The organism is Actinomadura sp. 1N219 (assembly GCF_044326405.1).
In the GTDB taxonomy this organism is placed as follows: Bacteria; Actinomycetota; Actinomycetes; order Streptosporangiales; family Streptosporangiaceae; genus Spirillospora.
In genome coordinates this window covers 201,376-217,146 of record NZ_JBIRAY010000010.1, presented here as the reverse complement: position 1 = coordinate 217,146, position 15,771 = coordinate 201,376, and the positions used below count along the sequence as shown (strand labels likewise).

At 71.5% G+C, this 15,771-nt stretch carries 15 protein-coding genes, 3 tRNA genes and 1 pseudogene; 8 read left to right on the top strand and 11 right to left on the bottom strand.

The features are described from left to right. Positions 1-12: 12 nt before the first annotated feature. The 6 genes from ACH35V_RS28240 to ACH35V_RS28215 form a co-directional block, all read right to left on the bottom strand. Positions 13-1,179 carry an acyl-CoA dehydrogenase family protein gene (locus ACH35V_RS28240; protein WP_395976673.1) on the bottom strand — a complete coding sequence of 389 codons (1,167 nt, stop codon included), beginning with the start codon at positions 1,177-1,179 and terminating at the stop codon, positions 13-15. A gap of 189 nt (positions 1,180-1,368) precedes the next feature. Then, positions 1,369-1,442, bottom strand: a tRNA-Val gene (locus ACH35V_RS28235). 28 nt (positions 1,443-1,470) lie between these two features. Further along, positions 1,471-1,542, bottom strand: a tRNA-Gln gene (locus ACH35V_RS28230). 87 nt (positions 1,543-1,629) lie between these two features. Further along, positions 1,630-1,700: transfer RNA gene (locus ACH35V_RS28225), tRNA-Gly, on the bottom strand. Positions 1,701-2,049: 349 nt separating this feature from the next. Then, positions 2,050-2,220: an LPFR motif small protein gene (locus ACH35V_RS28220; protein WP_395976671.1), complete on the bottom strand. Its 171-nt coding sequence runs from the start codon at positions 2,218-2,220 to the stop codon at positions 2,050-2,052. 53 nt (positions 2,221-2,273) lie between these two features. Beyond that, on the bottom strand, positions 2,274-3,071 hold the full coding sequence (locus ACH35V_RS28215; protein WP_395976669.1) for a putative protein N(5)-glutamine methyltransferase: 798 nt from the start codon (positions 3,069-3,071) through the stop codon (positions 2,274-2,276). A 62-nt stretch (positions 3,072-3,133) separates the two neighbouring features. Between ACH35V_RS28215 and ACH35V_RS28210 the strand changes: the two genes are divergently transcribed. The 4 genes from ACH35V_RS28210 (at position 3,134) to ACH35V_RS28195 (ending at position 7,358) form a co-directional block, all read left to right on the top strand. Continuing rightward, on the top strand, positions 3,134-3,844 hold the full coding sequence (locus ACH35V_RS28210) for a 2OG-Fe(II) oxygenase (protein ID WP_395976667.1): 711 nt from the start codon (positions 3,134-3,136) through the stop codon (positions 3,842-3,844). A 111-nt stretch (positions 3,845-3,955) separates the two neighbouring features. Next, positions 3,956-4,540: a hypothetical protein gene (locus ACH35V_RS28205; RefSeq protein WP_395976665.1), complete on the top strand. Its 585-nt coding sequence runs from the start codon at positions 3,956-3,958 to the stop codon at positions 4,538-4,540. Further along, positions 4,537-5,625, top strand: a complete 1,089-nt coding sequence (locus ACH35V_RS28200; protein ID WP_395976663.1) for a PrsW family intramembrane metalloprotease — start codon at positions 4,537-4,539, stop codon at positions 5,623-5,625. Before ACH35V_RS28205 ends, ACH35V_RS28200 begins: the two co-directional genes overlap by 4 nt. 104 nt (positions 5,626-5,729) lie before the next feature. Continuing rightward, positions 5,730-7,358 (top strand): cytochrome bc complex cytochrome b subunit, encoded by a 1,629-nt coding sequence (locus ACH35V_RS28195; RefSeq protein ID WP_395976661.1) that lies wholly within the window; start codon positions 5,730-5,732, stop codon positions 7,356-7,358. A gap of 87 nt (positions 7,359-7,445) precedes the next feature. Here the strand turns inward: ACH35V_RS28195 and ctaD are convergent, their stop codons facing one another. Continuing rightward, positions 7,446-9,131 (bottom strand): cytochrome c oxidase subunit I, encoded by a 1,686-nt coding sequence (gene ctaD, locus ACH35V_RS28190; RefSeq protein WP_395976659.1) that lies wholly within the window; start codon positions 9,129-9,131, stop codon positions 7,446-7,448. 175 nt (positions 9,132-9,306) lie between these two features. On the opposite strand from ctaD, the gene ACH35V_RS28185 reads away from it, so the two are divergent. The 3 genes from ACH35V_RS28185 (at position 9,307) to ACH35V_RS28175 (ending at position 11,448) form a co-directional block, all read left to right on the top strand. Continuing rightward, a complete protein-coding gene (locus ACH35V_RS28185; RefSeq protein WP_395976657.1) occupies positions 9,307-9,762 on the top strand; it encodes a YbhB/YbcL family Raf kinase inhibitor-like protein in 456 nt (151 codons plus the stop codon). 25 nt (positions 9,763-9,787) lie between these two features. Then, positions 9,788-10,993 carry a zinc-dependent alcohol dehydrogenase gene (locus ACH35V_RS28180; RefSeq protein ID WP_395976655.1) on the top strand — a complete coding sequence of 402 codons (1,206 nt, stop codon included), beginning with the start codon at positions 9,788-9,790 and terminating at the stop codon, positions 10,991-10,993. Between the two features lie 68 nt (positions 10,994-11,061). Continuing rightward, positions 11,062-11,448 carry a nuclear transport factor 2 family protein gene (locus ACH35V_RS28175; RefSeq protein ID WP_395976653.1) on the top strand — a complete coding sequence of 129 codons (387 nt, stop codon included), beginning with the start codon at positions 11,062-11,064 and terminating at the stop codon, positions 11,446-11,448. On the opposite strand, the gene ACH35V_RS28170 is transcribed toward ACH35V_RS28175, so the two are convergent. From ACH35V_RS28170 to ACH35V_RS28155, 4 genes and pseudogenes are all read right to left on the bottom strand, one after another. Next, the gene (locus ACH35V_RS28170) at positions 11,423-12,658 is read right to left on the bottom strand and encodes a PucR family transcriptional regulator (RefSeq protein WP_395976651.1); all 1,236 of its coding nucleotides are present in this window, start codon (positions 12,656-12,658) and stop codon (positions 11,423-11,425) included. The two genes, ACH35V_RS28175 and ACH35V_RS28170, sit on opposite strands and share 26 nt — an antisense overlap. 14 nt (positions 12,659-12,672) lie before the next feature. After that, positions 12,673-13,701, bottom strand: a complete 1,029-nt coding sequence (locus ACH35V_RS28165; protein ID WP_395976649.1) for a hypothetical protein — start codon at positions 13,699-13,701, stop codon at positions 12,673-12,675. Positions 13,702-14,291: 590 nt separating this feature from the next. Beyond that, positions 14,292-14,459, bottom strand: a complete 168-nt coding sequence (locus ACH35V_RS28160; protein WP_395977075.1) for a hypothetical protein — start codon at positions 14,457-14,459, stop codon at positions 14,292-14,294. Beyond that, positions 14,442-15,215: pseudogene (locus ACH35V_RS28155) on the bottom strand (catalase); the annotation flags it as partial. The pseudogene ACH35V_RS28155 and the gene ACH35V_RS28160, both read right to left, overlap by 18 nt. A 191-nt stretch (positions 15,216-15,406) precedes the next feature. Here ACH35V_RS28155 and ACH35V_RS28150 point away from each other — a divergent pair. Next, positions 15,407-15,763, top strand: a complete 357-nt coding sequence (locus ACH35V_RS28150) for an Lsr2 family protein (protein ID WP_131969441.1) — start codon at positions 15,407-15,409, stop codon at positions 15,761-15,763. Positions 15,764-15,771 lie beyond the last annotated feature (8 nt).

Sequence of the window (15,771 nt, the reverse complement as noted above, 5' to 3'; positions counted from 1 at the left end):
GCCGGGAGCGGGTTACTTGAGGAGTTGGCGGGCCATGACCATGCGCTGGATCTGGTTGGTGCCCTCGTAGATCTGGGTGATCTTGGCGTCGCGCATCATGCGTTCCACCGGGAACTCGCGGGTGTAGCCGTAGCCGCCCAGGAGCTGGACGGCGTCGGTGGTCACGTCCATCGCCACGTCGGACGCGAGCGTCTTGCACGCCGAGGAGACGAACGTCAGGTCGGCGATCTTCTCGCCGTGCATCGCCCGCTCGGACTTGATCGCCGCGTGGTAGGTGAGCTGGCGGGCGCCTTCGAGCCGCATGGCCATGTCGGCCAGCATGAACTGCACGCCCTGGAAGTCGGCGATGGGCTTGCCGAACTGGCGGCGGTCCTTGACGTAGCCGAGCGCGAAGTCCAGCGCGCCCTGGGCGATGCCGAGGGCCTGGGCGGCGATGGTGATGCGGGTGTGGTCCAGGGTGGCCAGCGCCGTCTTGAAGCCGCTGCCCTCGGGGCCGATGATCCGGTCGGCGGGGATGCGGACGTCCTCCAGGATCACCTGGCGGGTCGGGGAGCCCTTGATGCCGAGCTTGCGCTCCTTGGGCCCGAAGGACACGCCCGGGTCGCTCTTCTCGACGACGAACGCGGAGATGCCCCGGGCGCCCTGCGACGGGTCGGTGACCGCCATCACCGTGTAGTACTCGGACTCCCCCGCGTTGGTGATCCACATCTTGGTGCCGTTCAGCACCCAGGCCTCGCCGTCGCGGACCGCGCGGGTCTTCATGCCCGCCGCGTCCGAGCCGGCCTCGGCCTCCGACAGCGCGTAGGAGAACATCGCCTCGCCGCGCGCCACCGGCGCCAGGTACTTCGCCTTCAGCTCCTCGGCGCCGGACAGCAGGATCGGGACGGTGCCCAGCTTGTTCACCGCCGGGATCAGCGACGACGAGGCGCACGCGCGGGCGACCTCCTCGATCACGATCACCGTGGCCAGGGCGTCCGCGCCCCCTCCGCCGTACTGCTCGGGGACGTGCACCGCGTGCAGGTCGCCGGCCACCAGCGCGTCGAGGGCCTCCTGCGGGAACCGGGACTCCTCGTCCACCTCAGCCGCGAACGGGGCGATCTTGGCGTCGGCCAGCTCGCGCACCGTGCTCCGCAGCAGCTCGTGATCCTTGGACGGCGCATAGGCGGGATAGTCGTTCATCGGTCCTCCGCGGGTCCCCGGCCGCGTCGACGACGGCCAATTACTTTGACGGCCAATATTTGAACGCCAAAGTAAGCGAGACGGCGGCACGGAGTCAAGGCGGAGGCGGGCGACGCGCATCACACCGCCAGGCGGACGGTCCCGCCGGCCCCCGTCCGGGTCGGCGGGACCGTCCTTTTCCGTGGCCGGTTGACCGGACAGGGCTCGAACCTGCGACCCGCTGTTTGTAAGACAGCCGCTCTACCCGACTGAGCTACCGGTCATCGCCCGGGACGCCATTCCCGAGACGCGCTGCTGGAGCAGGAGTTGAACCTGCATGTCGTGATTCAGAGTCACGCATCCTGCCCGTTGGATGATCCAGCATGGGTGCCCGCCGGCGGGCGGTGGCGTCCGCCCGCCTGGGCACGGGAGAACCAGCCGGGGGTCGTTACTCCCGCCGGTCCAGTCCAGAGCCGCACCCGGGAATTGAACCCGGTTCGCCAGGGTGGAAGCCTGGTGTCTCACCATTCGACCTGTGCGGCACGAAAACGATTGAAGGGCATGAAAAAGCCGCCGGGGATGTCTCCCTGGCGGCCTCTGGCGGAGCCTGATCAAGGCTATCCAGAGGCGTTCACCGAGACGCTGCGACCGCCCTGCGGCCGAGCACCGGAAGACCCCTGCAGACGCTGGGTGAGAATCCCGGTCATCAGGCGGCTCCCTTCTCTGCTCGTCCGTTCGGCTCGTTACCCATATGGTGCGGCATGGGCTCACGCATCGGCAATCGCTTTTTGCGACCGGACCGCACCGGGGTCATACCCAGCGCATAGGCCCCGGTGCGGCGGTCGTCGATCGGCAGGGCGGCGATCGTTGATCGGCAGGGCGCCGTTGGCGTCAGTAGGCCCTGCGGCGGGTGCGCATCGGACGCCGGCGCGACGGGGCCAGCAGCCGCTGGAGGACCCTGAACGGCAGCGTCACGATGCTGATGACCGCGCCTGCCACGGCGCTGAGAACGCCCGCGAGGGTTCCGATGATGGCGCTGAGCGCTGCACTGATGCGGCGCATAAGGATTCACTCCTTCAAGTCGTCCTATAGCGCCCATACCCGAGCATGGCGTTTTACACGGGCTTTGCTCCGATGACGACGAGCGCTGGGAATTCCGCGGATTCGGCCGCCGTCGCGGTGAGTCCGGCCCGTTCCACGGCCTCGACGGCGTCCGGGGCCTGCCGTTCGCTCGTCTCGAACAGGATCCGTCCGCCCGGCGCGAGCCAGGCCGGCGCCTCGGCGGTGACGCGGCGCAGGACGTCGAGGCCGTCCCCGCCGCCGTCGAGCGCCACGCGCGGCTCGTGCACCCGCGCCTCCGCGGGCAGCAGCGCCAGCTCGCCGGCCGGGACGTAGGGGACGTTGGCGAGCAGCACGTCGATCCCGCCGCGCAGCGCGGGCGGGAGCGGGGCGAAGAGGTCGCCCTCGTGGACGTGGCCGCCGAACGGCTCGACGTTCCGGCGGGCACAGCCCACGGACGCGGGCTCGATGTCGGAGGCGTGCAGGACGAACTCGTCCTGGCCGTCGGCCAGCAGGGTGGACGCTAGCGCGGCTCCCAGCGCGCCGGAGCCGCAGCAGAGGTCGACGATGACGGGACGCGGCGGAGCGAGCGCGGCGGCCTGCCGGACGAGGAACTCGGTGCGGCGGCGGGGCACGAAGACGCCGGGGTCGACGGCGATCCGGAGGCCGCAGAACTCGGCCCAGCCGAGGACGTGTTCGAGCGGCAGCCCGGCGGCGCGCCGCTCCACCATCGCGGACGCGTCGTCCGGCGTGGCGGCCGCGGCGAGGATCAGCCGCGCCTCGTCCTCGGCGAAGACGCAGCCCGCGGCGCGCAGCCTCGCGACGACGGCGGTTTCAGCAATGGGTCTTGTCATGGGCGACGGCAACTGTATCGGAGGCCCCGCAACGTTCCATGCCCCAGCGGTGTTCCAGGGACATGAGTACTTACGCGGACAGGATCGCGGAGGGCGACTGGACGGCGCTCGCCGACGAGATGGACGCCTACGGCAGCGCCCTGACGCCTCCGCTGTTGACCAAGGAGGAGTGCGGAGAGGTCTCCGCCCTTTACGACGACGTGGAACGGTTCCGTTCGACGATCGACATGGAGCGTTACCGGTTCGGCGCAGGCCAGTACCGGTATTTCGCCGAGCCGTTCCCGGAGCCGGTCGGCGAATTGCGCGCGGCGCTGTATCCGCGCCTCCTGCCGATCGCGCGGGAATGGGCGGCCCGGCTCGGACGGCCCGCGCCCTGGCCCGACACCCTCGCGGAATGGCTGGACATGTGCCACGCGGCAGGCCAGACGAGGCCGACGCCGATACTCCTGCGCTACGGCCGGGACGACTGGAACGCCCTGCACCGCGACCTTTACGGCGACCTTGTGTTCCCCCTCCAGGTCGTGATCGGCCTGGACGAGCCGGGCGTCGACTACACCGGCGGGGAGTTCATGATGGTCGAGCAGCGGGCCCGCGCCCAGTCGCGGGGCACGGCGACGCTGCTCCCCCGCGGCCACGGGCTGGTCTTCACCACGCGGGACCGTCCGGTGCGGACGAAGCGCGGCTGGTCGGCGGCGCCGATGCGGCACGGAGTCAGCGTCGTCCGGTCGGGAAGCCGCCACACCCTGGGCCTGGTGTTCCACGACGCCGCCTGAGCTCGGACGACCCGCGCACCGCTGACCGCGAGCCCGCGTCCCGCCCGACCTGACCTGTTTAGGGCCCTTGTCAAGGGGCATCCCCGCTGGACCGGTCATCAGGGGGGCTGCGTGACGCGGGTGAGATGGTGGGGCACGGGTCTCGTGGCGCTCACGCTGCTGGTCCTCTGCGCGGGGCTGCCCCTGCTGAACAAGGCGCTCGGGAGCGGCGGCAAACCCCTGGCGCCCGGGACGGTCCTGTCGGTCGGCACGGTCCGCGACGGCGCCCGGCCGATCACGCTGACCGTCCCGCACGCCGGGTGGGCGCTGGACCAGGCCGAGACCTCCCTCACCGGCAATGCCGAGCTGACCAGCGAGGACGTCGTGGTGAACCTGAACGTCGTCGTCCCGCTGGCCCCGTTCGACGCGCGCGACCTGTGGGACGGATTAGGCCGCATCCTCGCGGTGGGCGGGCGCGCTCAGCTCGGGCCGCGGCCCGTCCCGATCGTGACGGCGCACGGGCTGACCGGGCTCACCGGGACGATCACCGGCCGGGAGCGGACGGGCACCGCGGCGGTCTTCGCCACCGACACGCTCGGCGCGACGGTGACGGCGGCCGGTCCCCCGCTCGCGTTCCGGAGCGTCGCCCCTGAGGTCCACGCGATGGTGCGGACCCTCACGATCGCGGCGCCCTGGACGTCGGAGACCGGGCCGTGATCCGCAGGCCCGCGTTCTGGCTCTGGGCAGCGGTGTGCGTGGCCGGGACGTGGATCGCGGCGCGCGGGATGGACTCCGTCGTCCGCGCGTTCCCCGTCGGCGCCGTGGCCGGCGGCGCGCTCCTCGCACCGGCGCTGGCGGCGGGCGTCTGGGGGCTCCGGCGGCTGCATCCCGTCCGGTCGCACCCGCTCGGGTACGCGCTGATCGCGGTGGCGTGGGGCGGGCTGGCCGCGTTCGGGCTGGCATTGCCCGCGAACACGGCCTTCCAGGCGGTCCTCGGGAAGACGGCGGGCACGGACTTCAGCTCCGCGTGGGGCGCAGCGATCGCCGCTCCGGTGGACGAGGAGATCCTGAAGCTGCTCGGCGTGGTGACATTGGCGCTGATGGCGCCGTCCGCGATCCGGGGCCCGCTGGACGGCTGGGGCTACGGCGCGCTCATCGGGCTCGGCTTCCAGATATCCGAGAACTTCCTGTACGTGCTGAACACGATCGTCCTGACGGGGGCGACGCAGGACGTGAACGCGGCGCTGTTCTCGTTCGGCAGCCGGGTCATCGGCGGCGCGTGGTGGAGCCACTGGGCGATGACGGCGATCGGCGGGGCGGGGCTCGGCTGCCTGTTCGGGCGGGTGTCCCGGACGAGCGCGACCATGGCGGCGGGCGCGTTCGTCCTGGCGATGGCGCTGCACTCCTGGTGGGACGCGCCCGTCCTGCAAGGGGTGGCGCTGCTGCCGGTGAAGGGCCTGCCGATCCTGCTCGCGGCGATCGTCTCGTACCGGCTGGCGCGCCGGCGGTACCTGTCGCATTTCCGGCGGACGGTCCACGCCGAGACGGTCCGCGGCGTCCTCGTGCCGGGCGAGGGCCATGTGCTCGTCCACCGCAAGTGGCGCCGGAAGGAGCGGTGGGACGTGCCGACCGGGGAGCCGCGCCGGCTGCTCGCCCGGCTCCGGGCCGCGCAGCTGAGCCTGATCGAGGACGGTCTCGGCGGCCTGGAGCAGGACCCCAGGTCCGCCGTGCGGCTGCGCACCGACGTCCGCGACATGCGCCACCACCTCAACTCGTGCCCCTCGCCCCGCCGCGTCGCCTGACGCCCGATCCGGAGTCCGGCGTGACGGCCGCGCGCGGCGTTTGCCCTATCCGGCCTCGGGTACCCGCCCTGCGAAAATCGGTGCTCGGCCTGGGGAGAATCTCGATGGCGGGTCGGAAGGGCGGCGGGCGGGCCGGAGGGAAGGCCGAGAGACTCGCGTGGGGCGTCAACGACCGGCTCGGCTCCATGGAGTTCATGCGGCGGAACCTCCGGAAGGCGTTCCCGAAGCACTGGTCCTTCCTGCTGGGCGAGATCGCGCTGTACTCGTTCATCGTCCTGCTCATCACCGGCGTGTACCTGACGCTGTTCTTCAAGCCGAGCGGCGCGCCGGTCGTCTACGACGGCTCGTACACGCCGCTGAACGGGCTCACGATGAGCGAGGCGTACGCGTCCACGCTGCACATCACGTTCGACGTGCGCGGCGGGCTGCTGATGCGGCAGATCCACCACTGGGGGGCGATCGTCTTCCTCGCGGCGATCACCGTCCACCTGATGCGGATCTTCTTCACCGGCGCGTTCCGCAAGCCCCGCGAGATCAACTGGCTGATCGGCGTGACGCTGTTCGCGCTGGCGCTGGCCGAGGGGTTCGCGGGCTACTCGCTGCCGGACGACCTCCTGTCCGGCACCGGCCTGCGGATCATGCAGGGCATCGTGATGTCGATCCCCGTCGCCGGGACGTATCTGAGCCTGTGGGTCTTCGGCGGCGAGTTCCCGGCGAGCGAGACGTTCCTGCCGCGGCTGTTCACCGTCCACATCCTGCTCGTCCCGGGCCTGCTGCTCGCGCTCATCACCGCGCACCTGATGATCCTCTGGCATCAGACGCACACGATCTGGCCGGGCCGGGGACGCCGGGAGCGGGCGGTGACGGGCGAGCCGACGTTCCCGAACTTCGCCGTGCAGAGCGCCGCGTACTTCCTGTACACGTTCGGCGTCCTGGCCGGGTTGGCGGCGTTCGCGCAGATCAACCCGATATGGCTGTACGGTCCGTACGAGCCGGACCAGGTCTCGGTCGGCTCGCAGCCCGACTGGTACGTCGGCTTCCTCGAAGGCGCGCTGCGCATCATGCCGCCGCTGTCGACGACCCTGTTCGGGCACACGGTCTCGTGGAACGTGCTGCTGCCCTCCGTCGTCCTGCCCGGGGTGTTCCTCACGCTCATCGCGATGTACCCGTTCGTGGAGCGCTGGGCGACGGGTGACGAGCGCCTGCACCACCTCCTGGACCGTCCGCGGAACGCCGCGACCCGGACCGCGATCGGCGCGGCGGTCATCGCCTGGTACGGCAACCTGTGGGCGGCGGGCGGCAACGACGTCCTCGCGTACGTGTTCGGCATCCCGCTGTTCTGGACGACCTGGTTCTTCCGCGTGGGCTTCTTCGTGGCGCCGCTGCTGGCGTTCACCGTCGCCCGGCGGGTCTGCCTGAGCCTGCAGCGCCGCGACCTCCAGCAGCGCGAGGAGGGCGTGGAGAGCGGGCTGATCTCGCTGAGCCCCGACGGCGGTTTCCACGAGCGGCACGAGCAGCCGTCGGACGAGCGCGAGGCCGTCCTGCGGGCCCGGCAGCCGGGGGAATTCGTCGCCCCCTACCCGAATCACCTCATCCCGCTGCCGACCCCGGACCGCGCCCGCACGCAGGTACGGACGCGCGTCAACCGCTTCTACCTCAATTACCAGAGCGAGTCGCACGGCGGCGGCCAGGGCGACCTGCGCCAGAACGGGCAGGAAAAGGACGGCGACTGACGCCTGACTAGGCGCCCTTGGACGTGACTAGGCGCCCTTGGACGTGACTAGGCGCCCTTGGACGTGACTAGGCGCCCTTGGACGTGACTAGGCGCCCTTGGGCGGGGGCAGCGCGGGCTCGGCCTCCTGGGGCGGCTCCTTCGGCGGGAAGCGCAGGTCGAACGCGGGACGGATCGAGCGGATCCGCGGCATCGACGTGAAGTTGTGCCGCGGCGGCGGGCAGGAGGTCGCCCACTCCAGCGAGCCGCCGGTGCCCCACGGGTCGTCCACGCCGACCTTCTCGCCCCGCCGCCAGGTGCGCAGCACGTTCCACAGGAACGCGAACGTCGACGCCCCCAGCACGAAGGACCCGGCCGACGAGATGAGGTTCAGCGTCGCGAACTGGTCGGGGTAGTCGGCGTAGCGGCGCGGCATGCCCTCCGCGCCGAGCCAGTGCTGGACGAGGAACGTCGTGTGGAAGCCGGCGAACAGCGACCAGAAGTGGATCTTGCCCCAGGTCTCGTCCAGCATCCGGCCGGTCATCTTCGGCCACCAGAAGTAGAACCCGCCGAACATGGCGAACACGACGGTGCCGAACAGGACGTAGTGCAGGTGCCCGATGACGAAGAACGAGTCGGTGAGGTGGAAGTCCATGGCCGGGGACGCCAGGATCACGCCGGTCAGCCCGCCGAACAGGAACGTCGTCAGGAACCCCAGCGCGAACAGCATCGGCGTCTCGAACGTCAGATGCCCCTTCCACAGCGTCCCGACCCAGTTGAAGAACTTGATGCCGGTCGGGACGGCGATCATGAACGAGGTGATCGAGAAGAACGGCAGCAGGACCTGGCCCGTGGCGAACATGTGGTGCGCCCACACCGTCATGGAAAGCCCGGTGATCGCGATGGTGGCGCCGACCATGCCGAGGTAGCCGAACAGCGGCTTGCGCGCGAACACCGGGATGATCTCGGTGATGATGCCGAAGAACGGCAGCGCCACGATGTAGACCTCGGGATGGCCGAAGAACCAGAACAGGTGCTGCCACAGCAGCCCGCCGCCGTGCGCGCCGTCGTAGATGTGCGCGCCGAGCCTGCGGTCGGCCTCCAGCGCGAACAGCGCCGCGGCGAGCACCGGGAACGCGATGATCACCATCAGGCCGGTGAGCAGCGTGTTCCAGCAGAAGATCGGCATCCGGAACATCACCATGCCGGGGGCGCGCATCCCGATGATCGTGGTGATCAGGTTGACCGCGGTCAGCGTCGTGCCGACCCCGGAGATGATCAGCCCCATGATCCACAGGTCGGCGCCGCGGCCGGGCGAGAACGTCTCCGACGTCAGCGGCGCGTAGGCGAACCAGCCGAAGGCCGCCGCGCCGCCCGGCATCAGGAACCCGGCGAGGACGATCAGCGCCCCGAACAGGAACAGGTAGTAGGTCAGCGCGTTCAGCCGCGGGAACGCCACGTCCGGCGCGCCGATCTGCAGCGGGACGATCACGTTCGCGAACCCGAGGAACAGCGGCGTCGCGAACAGCAGCATCATGATCGTGCCGTGGATGGTGAACAGCTCGTTGTACTGCTGGTTGTTCATCACCTGCCGGCCCGGCTCCATCAGCTCGGCCCGCATCAGCATCGCCATCAGCCCGGCGATCAGGAACATCGCGAACGAGGTCGTCAGGTACAGGTAGCCGACCATCTTGTGGTCGGTCGTCGCCAGGACGTCGCTGATCCTGGTGCCCTTGCGGTGCCGCGCGAGCGCGTCGGCGACGCTGGTGTCGTCCCTTCCCCGCACGGCCGTCATCCGGCGCGCCTCCCCTCCGCCTCCGAACCCGCCCGCCTCCGAACCCACCGGGGCACTTGCCACGCAAGCCCGTTTCAAACGCGGCCCCCGTTTCAAACGCGGCCCCGTTTCGAACGCGCCACCCGTTTCGAACGCGGCCCCCGTTTCGAACTCGGTCACCGGGCACGACGGCAGCATGGAGGAGATCTCGCTGCGGAGCCCGGCCTTCGCCGACCACGGTCCGATCCCGCCGACGTACTCGCACGAGTCGGGTGACCTCTCCCCCGAACTGCGCTGGTCGGGGGTGCCGGCGGCGTGCCTGGAGCTCGTCCTGACGTGCGTGGACCCGGACGCGCCCAGCGGCACGTTCGTGCACTGGATGCTCGGCGGGATCCCGCCCGAGCGCGACGGGCTCGCGGCGGGCGAGGAGCGCCCGCGCATCGCCCGCGGCCGCAACGACTACGGCGACAACGGCTACGGCGGGCCGCAACCGCCGGTGGGCGACCCGCCGCACCGCTACGTCTTCACGCTGTACGCGCTGCGCAACCCGTCCGGCCTGACCTCCGGGTTCTCGGCGGACGACCTCCGCGCGGCGCTGAGGGACGACGACGTGCTCGCGTCCGCGTCCCTCGTCGGCACCTACGCCCGCTGACCCGCACCCTTTCCTGGAGGACACGATGAAGGCCGTCACCTGGCACGGCAAGCGCGACGTCCGCGTCGAGGAGGTGCCCGACCCGGAGCTCAAGGAGCCGGACGACGCGATCATCAGGGTGACCTCGTCCGGGATCTGCGGCTCGGACCTGCACCTGTACGAGGTGCTCGGGCCGTTCCTGAGCGAGGGCGACGTCCTCGGCCACGAGCCGATGGGGATCGTCGAGGAGACCGGCCCCGCCGTCACCCATGTCAGGCCCGGCGACCGCGTGGTCATCCCGTTCAACATCTCGTGCGGCCGCTGCCACATGTGCGGGATGCAGCTGTACGCCCAGTGCGAGACGACGCAGGTCCGCGACCAGGGCACCGGCGGCGCGCTGTTCGGCTACACGAAGCTGTACGGGCAGGTGCCGGGCGGGCAGGCCGAGTACCTCCGCGTCCCGCAGGCCCACTTCGGGCCGATCAAGGTGCCGGAGGGCCCGCCGGACGAGCGGTTCGTGTACCTGTCCGACGTGCTGCCGACCGCGTGGCAGGCCGTCGAGTGGGCCGAGATCCCGGACGGCGGGACGGTCGCGGTCCTCGGCCTCGGGCCGATCGGGCAGATGGCGTCCCGCATCGCCCGCCATCGCCGCCACCGGGTGATCGCGATCGACTACGTGCCGGAGCGGCTGGAGATGGCGCGGCGGCACGGCGTCGAGGTGATCGACGCCGACGACGCCGACGACGTCCCGGACGCGGTCCGGCAGATCACCGGCGGCCGCGGCGCCGACTCGGTGATCGACGCGGTCGGGATGGAGGCGCACGGCTCGCCCGGCGCCAAGCTCGCGCAGACGCTCACCGGGCTGATGCCGGGCGGCTCGGCCGCGCCGCTGATGTCGCGCGTCGGCGTCGACCGGCTCGCGGCGCTGACGACGGCGATCGAGATCGTCCGGCGCGGCGGGACGATCTCCGTCATCGGCGTCTACGGCGGCATGACGGACCCGCTGCCGATGATGCGGATGTTCGACAAGGGCATCGGGCTCCGCATGGGCCAGGCGCACGTCAAGAAGTGGATCGGCGACCTGCTGCCGCTGGTCTCGGACGACGCCGACCCGCTCGGCGTGATGGACCTCGCGACGCACCGCTGGCCGCTGGAGAAGGCGCCGCTCGCCTACGAGATCTTCCAGAAGAAGCAGGACGGGGCCATCAAGGTGCTGCTGCAACCCGAGCCCGGACCGCGCCACCGGCGATGATCGCGGACCGGGCCCGCTGCCTCTAGGCTTGCCCGCGACTCCCCCGGGCGAGCATGGAGGTGGGCCCGATGCACCCGTTCCGCGCGGCCATCGAGAAGGGCGACCTCGCCGCCCTCCCGGCGCTGCTGGCCGAGGACGTCACGTTCCTCAGCCCGGTCGCGTACGCGCCGTACCGGGGGCGGGCGGCGGTCTCGGCGATCCTGCGCGCGGTGACCCGGGTGCTCACCGACTTCCGCTACGTCCGGGAGATCGGCGGCGGCCGCGACCACGCGCTGGTCTTCAAGGCGCGGGTCGGCGACCTGGAGATCCACGGCTGCGACTTCCTGCACCATGACGACGACGGGCTGATCGGCGAGTTCTGCGTCATGGTCCGGCCGCTGTCGGGCGCCCGCGCGCTGTCCGAGGCGATGGCGGTCGAGTTCGAGGCCGTCAAGCGTGAGCTGGGGCTCGCCTGACGCCTGGCACGGCGCCCGGCGGCGGCAGGGAGGCGTCCTCGGCGCGGTGCCCCTCACGGTCCAGGCGGGTCAGGCGCGCCGACGTCAGCGCCGCGCGGAACAGCTGGATGCCGCGCGCCGAGCTCGGGTCGATGCCCGACAGGTCCCTGATCCGGTCCAGGCGGTAGTGCAGGGTGCGGCGGTGGATCCACAGCTCCCGCGCGGCGCGCTCCCGGTCGAGGTTGCAGGCGAGCAGGACCTCCAGCGTCCGCCGCAGGTCGGTGCCGGCGTCCAGCGGCGACAGGACGGCGGCGAGCCGCCTCCGGATCGCGGGCTGGCCGAGGATCGCCAGCTCCACCAGCAGCTCGTCGGCCCGATAGGGGCGATCCTCCGCGTCCGGGATGGCCTTGACGACCGTCAGGACCTGCGCGGCCTCCTTCACCGCCGCGGGGACGCCGGTGAGGCCGCTGTGCAAGGATGCGGCGGCGTGCACGGGGCCGCGCGTCCAGGACGCGAGGCGGGCCGTGAACTCGCCCGCGAGGTCCTCGGCGCGCAGCGGGTCGCCCGCCGGGAACAGCACGACGAGCCCGGCGAGGTCGCCCGAGTACAGGCCGTCCCACGCCTCCAGGAGCTCGCTCGCCCGCTCCCAGTGCGCGGCCGCCGCGAGCGCGGGCGCCTCGCAGCGCAGGACGAGGTACGCGGGCGCCAGCCGGACGTCCGCCGCGTCGGCGATGACGCCCGCGGGCGCGCCGTCGATCAGCGTCTCGGCGAGCAGGCGCCGCAGCGGGCGCGACCGCGCCCCCTCGCAGGGCGCCTCGGCATAGCCCCTGATGCACGCCTCCCGCGCCCGCTCCGCGAGCCGCGCGGCCCGCGCCGTGAACTCGGCCATCTCGGCGAAGCGGCCCGCGGGCACGATCGCCCAGCACGTCCGCGCCGCCGCGGCGAGCGCCAGGTCCCACGCCTCCGACAGCACCGGCAGCGGGATCGCCTGCCGCGCCGCCATCATGCCGAGGTCGCGAAACCGGGCCAGGTCGTCGGCGGGCAGCGGCTCGTCCTCCAGGACGAGCGCGAGCAGGTGCGCGATCGTCTCGCCGCGCCCGCCGAACATCGGGCCCGCCGCGCGCCTGATCGGCTGGTAGGCGGGATGGCCGTGCAGCGCCTCGCCGATCGCCGCGTCGAGCCGCGGGCGCTGCGCCGTGAGGATTTCCGGGAGTCCGCCGGGAACGGTCATCGCCGGTCCTCCTCTCAGGCCACGGCCAGGTGGAACCCGGGCGTGCCGCCGGCGGTCTCGTCCACCAGCCCGTGCAGTTCCCGGCCGTGGCCCGGGTCGCCGCCGAGGACGTCCACCAGGCTGTGCGCCCGCTCGACCAGGGGCGCGACGGACGCCGCGTAGGAGTCGAGGACGTCGTCGTCCAGCATCCTGGCCGCCAGCTCCGCCCGCGCCGACCCCGGCCCCGTCCCCGCTCCCGGAACGCCGGCGGCGGCGTGCAGGTCGAGCGCCTCATGCCGCCGCCGCGCCGGGAGCGTGTCCAGCAGGTGGACGAACAAGTACGTCGTCCCTGCGGCGAGGTGCTCGCAGCGCCCGGACGCGAGGTCGCGCTGGTCGTCGGCGAGCATGCGCAGCACGCCGAGCGTCCGGCCGAACGCGCGCCAGCCGGCGCACCGGGGACCCGCTCCCGCCAGGCGCGCGGCCGCCGCGGCGGCCATCCCGTACGGCGCGCCCGTACGGCCCTCGTACCGGCGCAGCACCGACTCGGGCGTCGCCGCCGACGGCTCCTCGGCCAGGTCGCGGAGCCGGGCGTCCACGGCGTCCAGCCACGCCCGCGACAGCTCGTCGTGGAGCGTGGCGCGGACCGCGCCGGTCACGGGCAGGTCCGCGACGAGCCGCGCGGGGAGGTGACCGCCCAGGGCCAGCGCGGTGAGCGCCTGCTCGCCCGGGGCGCCGGCGAGGTCGTCGAGCCGGCGCGCCGCCGCCCACCACAGCAGATGGATCACCGCGATCGGACGGGCCGGGCCGGGCTCCCCGGTCTCCACGCCGTGCACCAGCAGCGGGAGCGTGATCGCGGCGTCCATGCCCGGACCCGCGCCCTTGCCCGGGACGAGGTCGAAGAACTCCGCGAGGAACCCCGACATGGCGCCGCCGACCATCTCCCGGCCCTCGTCCAGGCCCATCGCCAGGCCCTCGGCGAGCAGCTCGCACAGCCGCGCCATCTCCGCCTCGACCTCGGCGATCGCCCGGTCCTGGGCGGCTTTGCCGAACAGTCCTTCGTACACGTGTGTCCACTCCTCTGAGCTGCGGGGTGTGCGGGGGGACGCCGGCGGTACGGCGGCGATCATGGGGGGCGAGCCGCCGCAGGCTCCTGCATTTCGGTCTCGGGCGCCTTGCCGGCACGCACCCGAAAACGGTGCCGGCCACCCTTATCCGGGCGGGTGGATAAGCGGCCGGACGGCCATTATCTTGCTACAGAAATGCGTACAGCTGAACTGCACTCCTGGGCAGTCCGGGCCGGCCGGGTCTGCCCAGACCGGCAACCCGGCACCCTCCGGACGCTCGCCGCACCGGGCTCGCCGGGCCCGGAAAGCGCATGTCAGCGACCACTTGCTACGAGCGGTACGGCGGGCGGCCCGGCCGACCGCGCACGTCACCGGCCGCGCCGGGACCGATCGGCGAACGTTTCCCCGGTATCTCCGGCGGTTTTTAGCCCACCGGTTGTACAAGGTATATTTTCAAATTATTGTTCAAGCGTTCCGAAATCCGCTCGCGTTGTGACGTTGCCCACAATTAATTGGCAGAATGCGGCCACGCGGCGAGGCCCGGCGCCCCGGGTCCGGACGGCCCGGACGGCCCGGATGGTTCGGGCGGGTCAGGCGGGCACGTGCGCCTTGTCGCGCGTCCAGTGCCGGTGCGCCCTGACCGCGTCGATCAGCTTGACGGAGAAGCCCCGCCCGGCCCCGGGCCCGTGGACGACCCCGGTGTCGCTCACCGTGCCGCCGTCGGCGAAATGGACGCCCGCGAAGCCGATGCCGGGCACGACGTCGGCGACGTGGAAGGCGACCTGCTCGGTCTCGGCGAAGAAGTCGTCGGGGTCGCGGTCCAGGGTCCGTATTCGGGGAAGTCGCCGGCCTCGATCCGGTCCCAGAGGTCGCGGCGGTTGAAGTCCGGGTCCTTCCCGGCGATCTCGCGTGGGACGAGTCAGTGGAACTTCACGAACGCCGGACGGCCCTCGGCGTTCACGAGCCGGAACGTGTGGACGCCGAATCCCCGCATCATCGCGAAACTGCGCGGAAGCGCCCGGTCCGACATCAGCCACATCATCATGTGCATGGTCTCGGACTGCCGTCCTGGATGAAGAAAACGGGCATGTTGTTCCCGTCGAGGTCGAAGTCGCCCTGCCGCGTGTAGAACTTCGTCGCGAACCCGCGGACGTCCGGGCGGTGTCGGCCGAACCGCGCGATCCCGCGATCGTCGAGAACCGCACGAAAACCGGCGTCGTCAGCGACGTGTCGCACCGGAATTCGGCGGTCGTGTAGGCGGCGAGCGACTCGTGCAGCCGGAAATGGCCGTAGGCGCCCGCGCCGCGCGCGTGCACGACCCGTTCCGGGTTCCGCTCATGGTCGAAATGGGTGATTTTCTCACGGAGGTGGAAGTCGTCCATCAGGGACGGGCCGCGCTCGGTCTCGCGTCTTCCGGGCTCGCCCGCCCGCGCTCCAGCTGCTCCCGCTTCCGGCCCTCCCGGTCGGCGGGTTGACCCTGTTTCAACTCCTTCATGGCGAATTGGCCCACTGATGCTGCCCGCTACCCCCCGATCCACCGGACATGCGCCCTTTGACCGGAACTTAGGCGAGGCGCGCCCGTCCGACACGCCCGTCCGCCTTCCGGCCGTTCCGCCTCCTCCGGCGCGTCCCGGCGCCGTGCCGGGTACCTTGATCCGCTACGGTCGGGGGCGCCGCGCAGGCGAGGGGAAGGAACACTGACTACATGGCCGAGAAGGTCATTCGGGTGGACGACATCGACGGCTCCGAAGGAGCCGATGTCGCAAAGCGGGACTTCGAAGTCCTGGGCCGGACGTTCACGATCGACTTGAGCGACGACAACTTCAAGCGGCTGAACGAGATGCTGGACGCCCTCGCGCCCTTCATCGAGAACGCCGCCGAGGTGAAGCCCGCCGGGAAGGGCCGCAAGTCCCGCACCGCGAAGATCAAGGGCTACACGAACGGCGATGTCCGCGAGTGGGCATTGCGAAGTAACATCGAAGTCTCTGAACGTGGCAAGATATCGGATGAGGTCTATGCTGCATTCATCGACGCACATCCGGACGCGAGGCCGGACGCATAGCAAGAGGG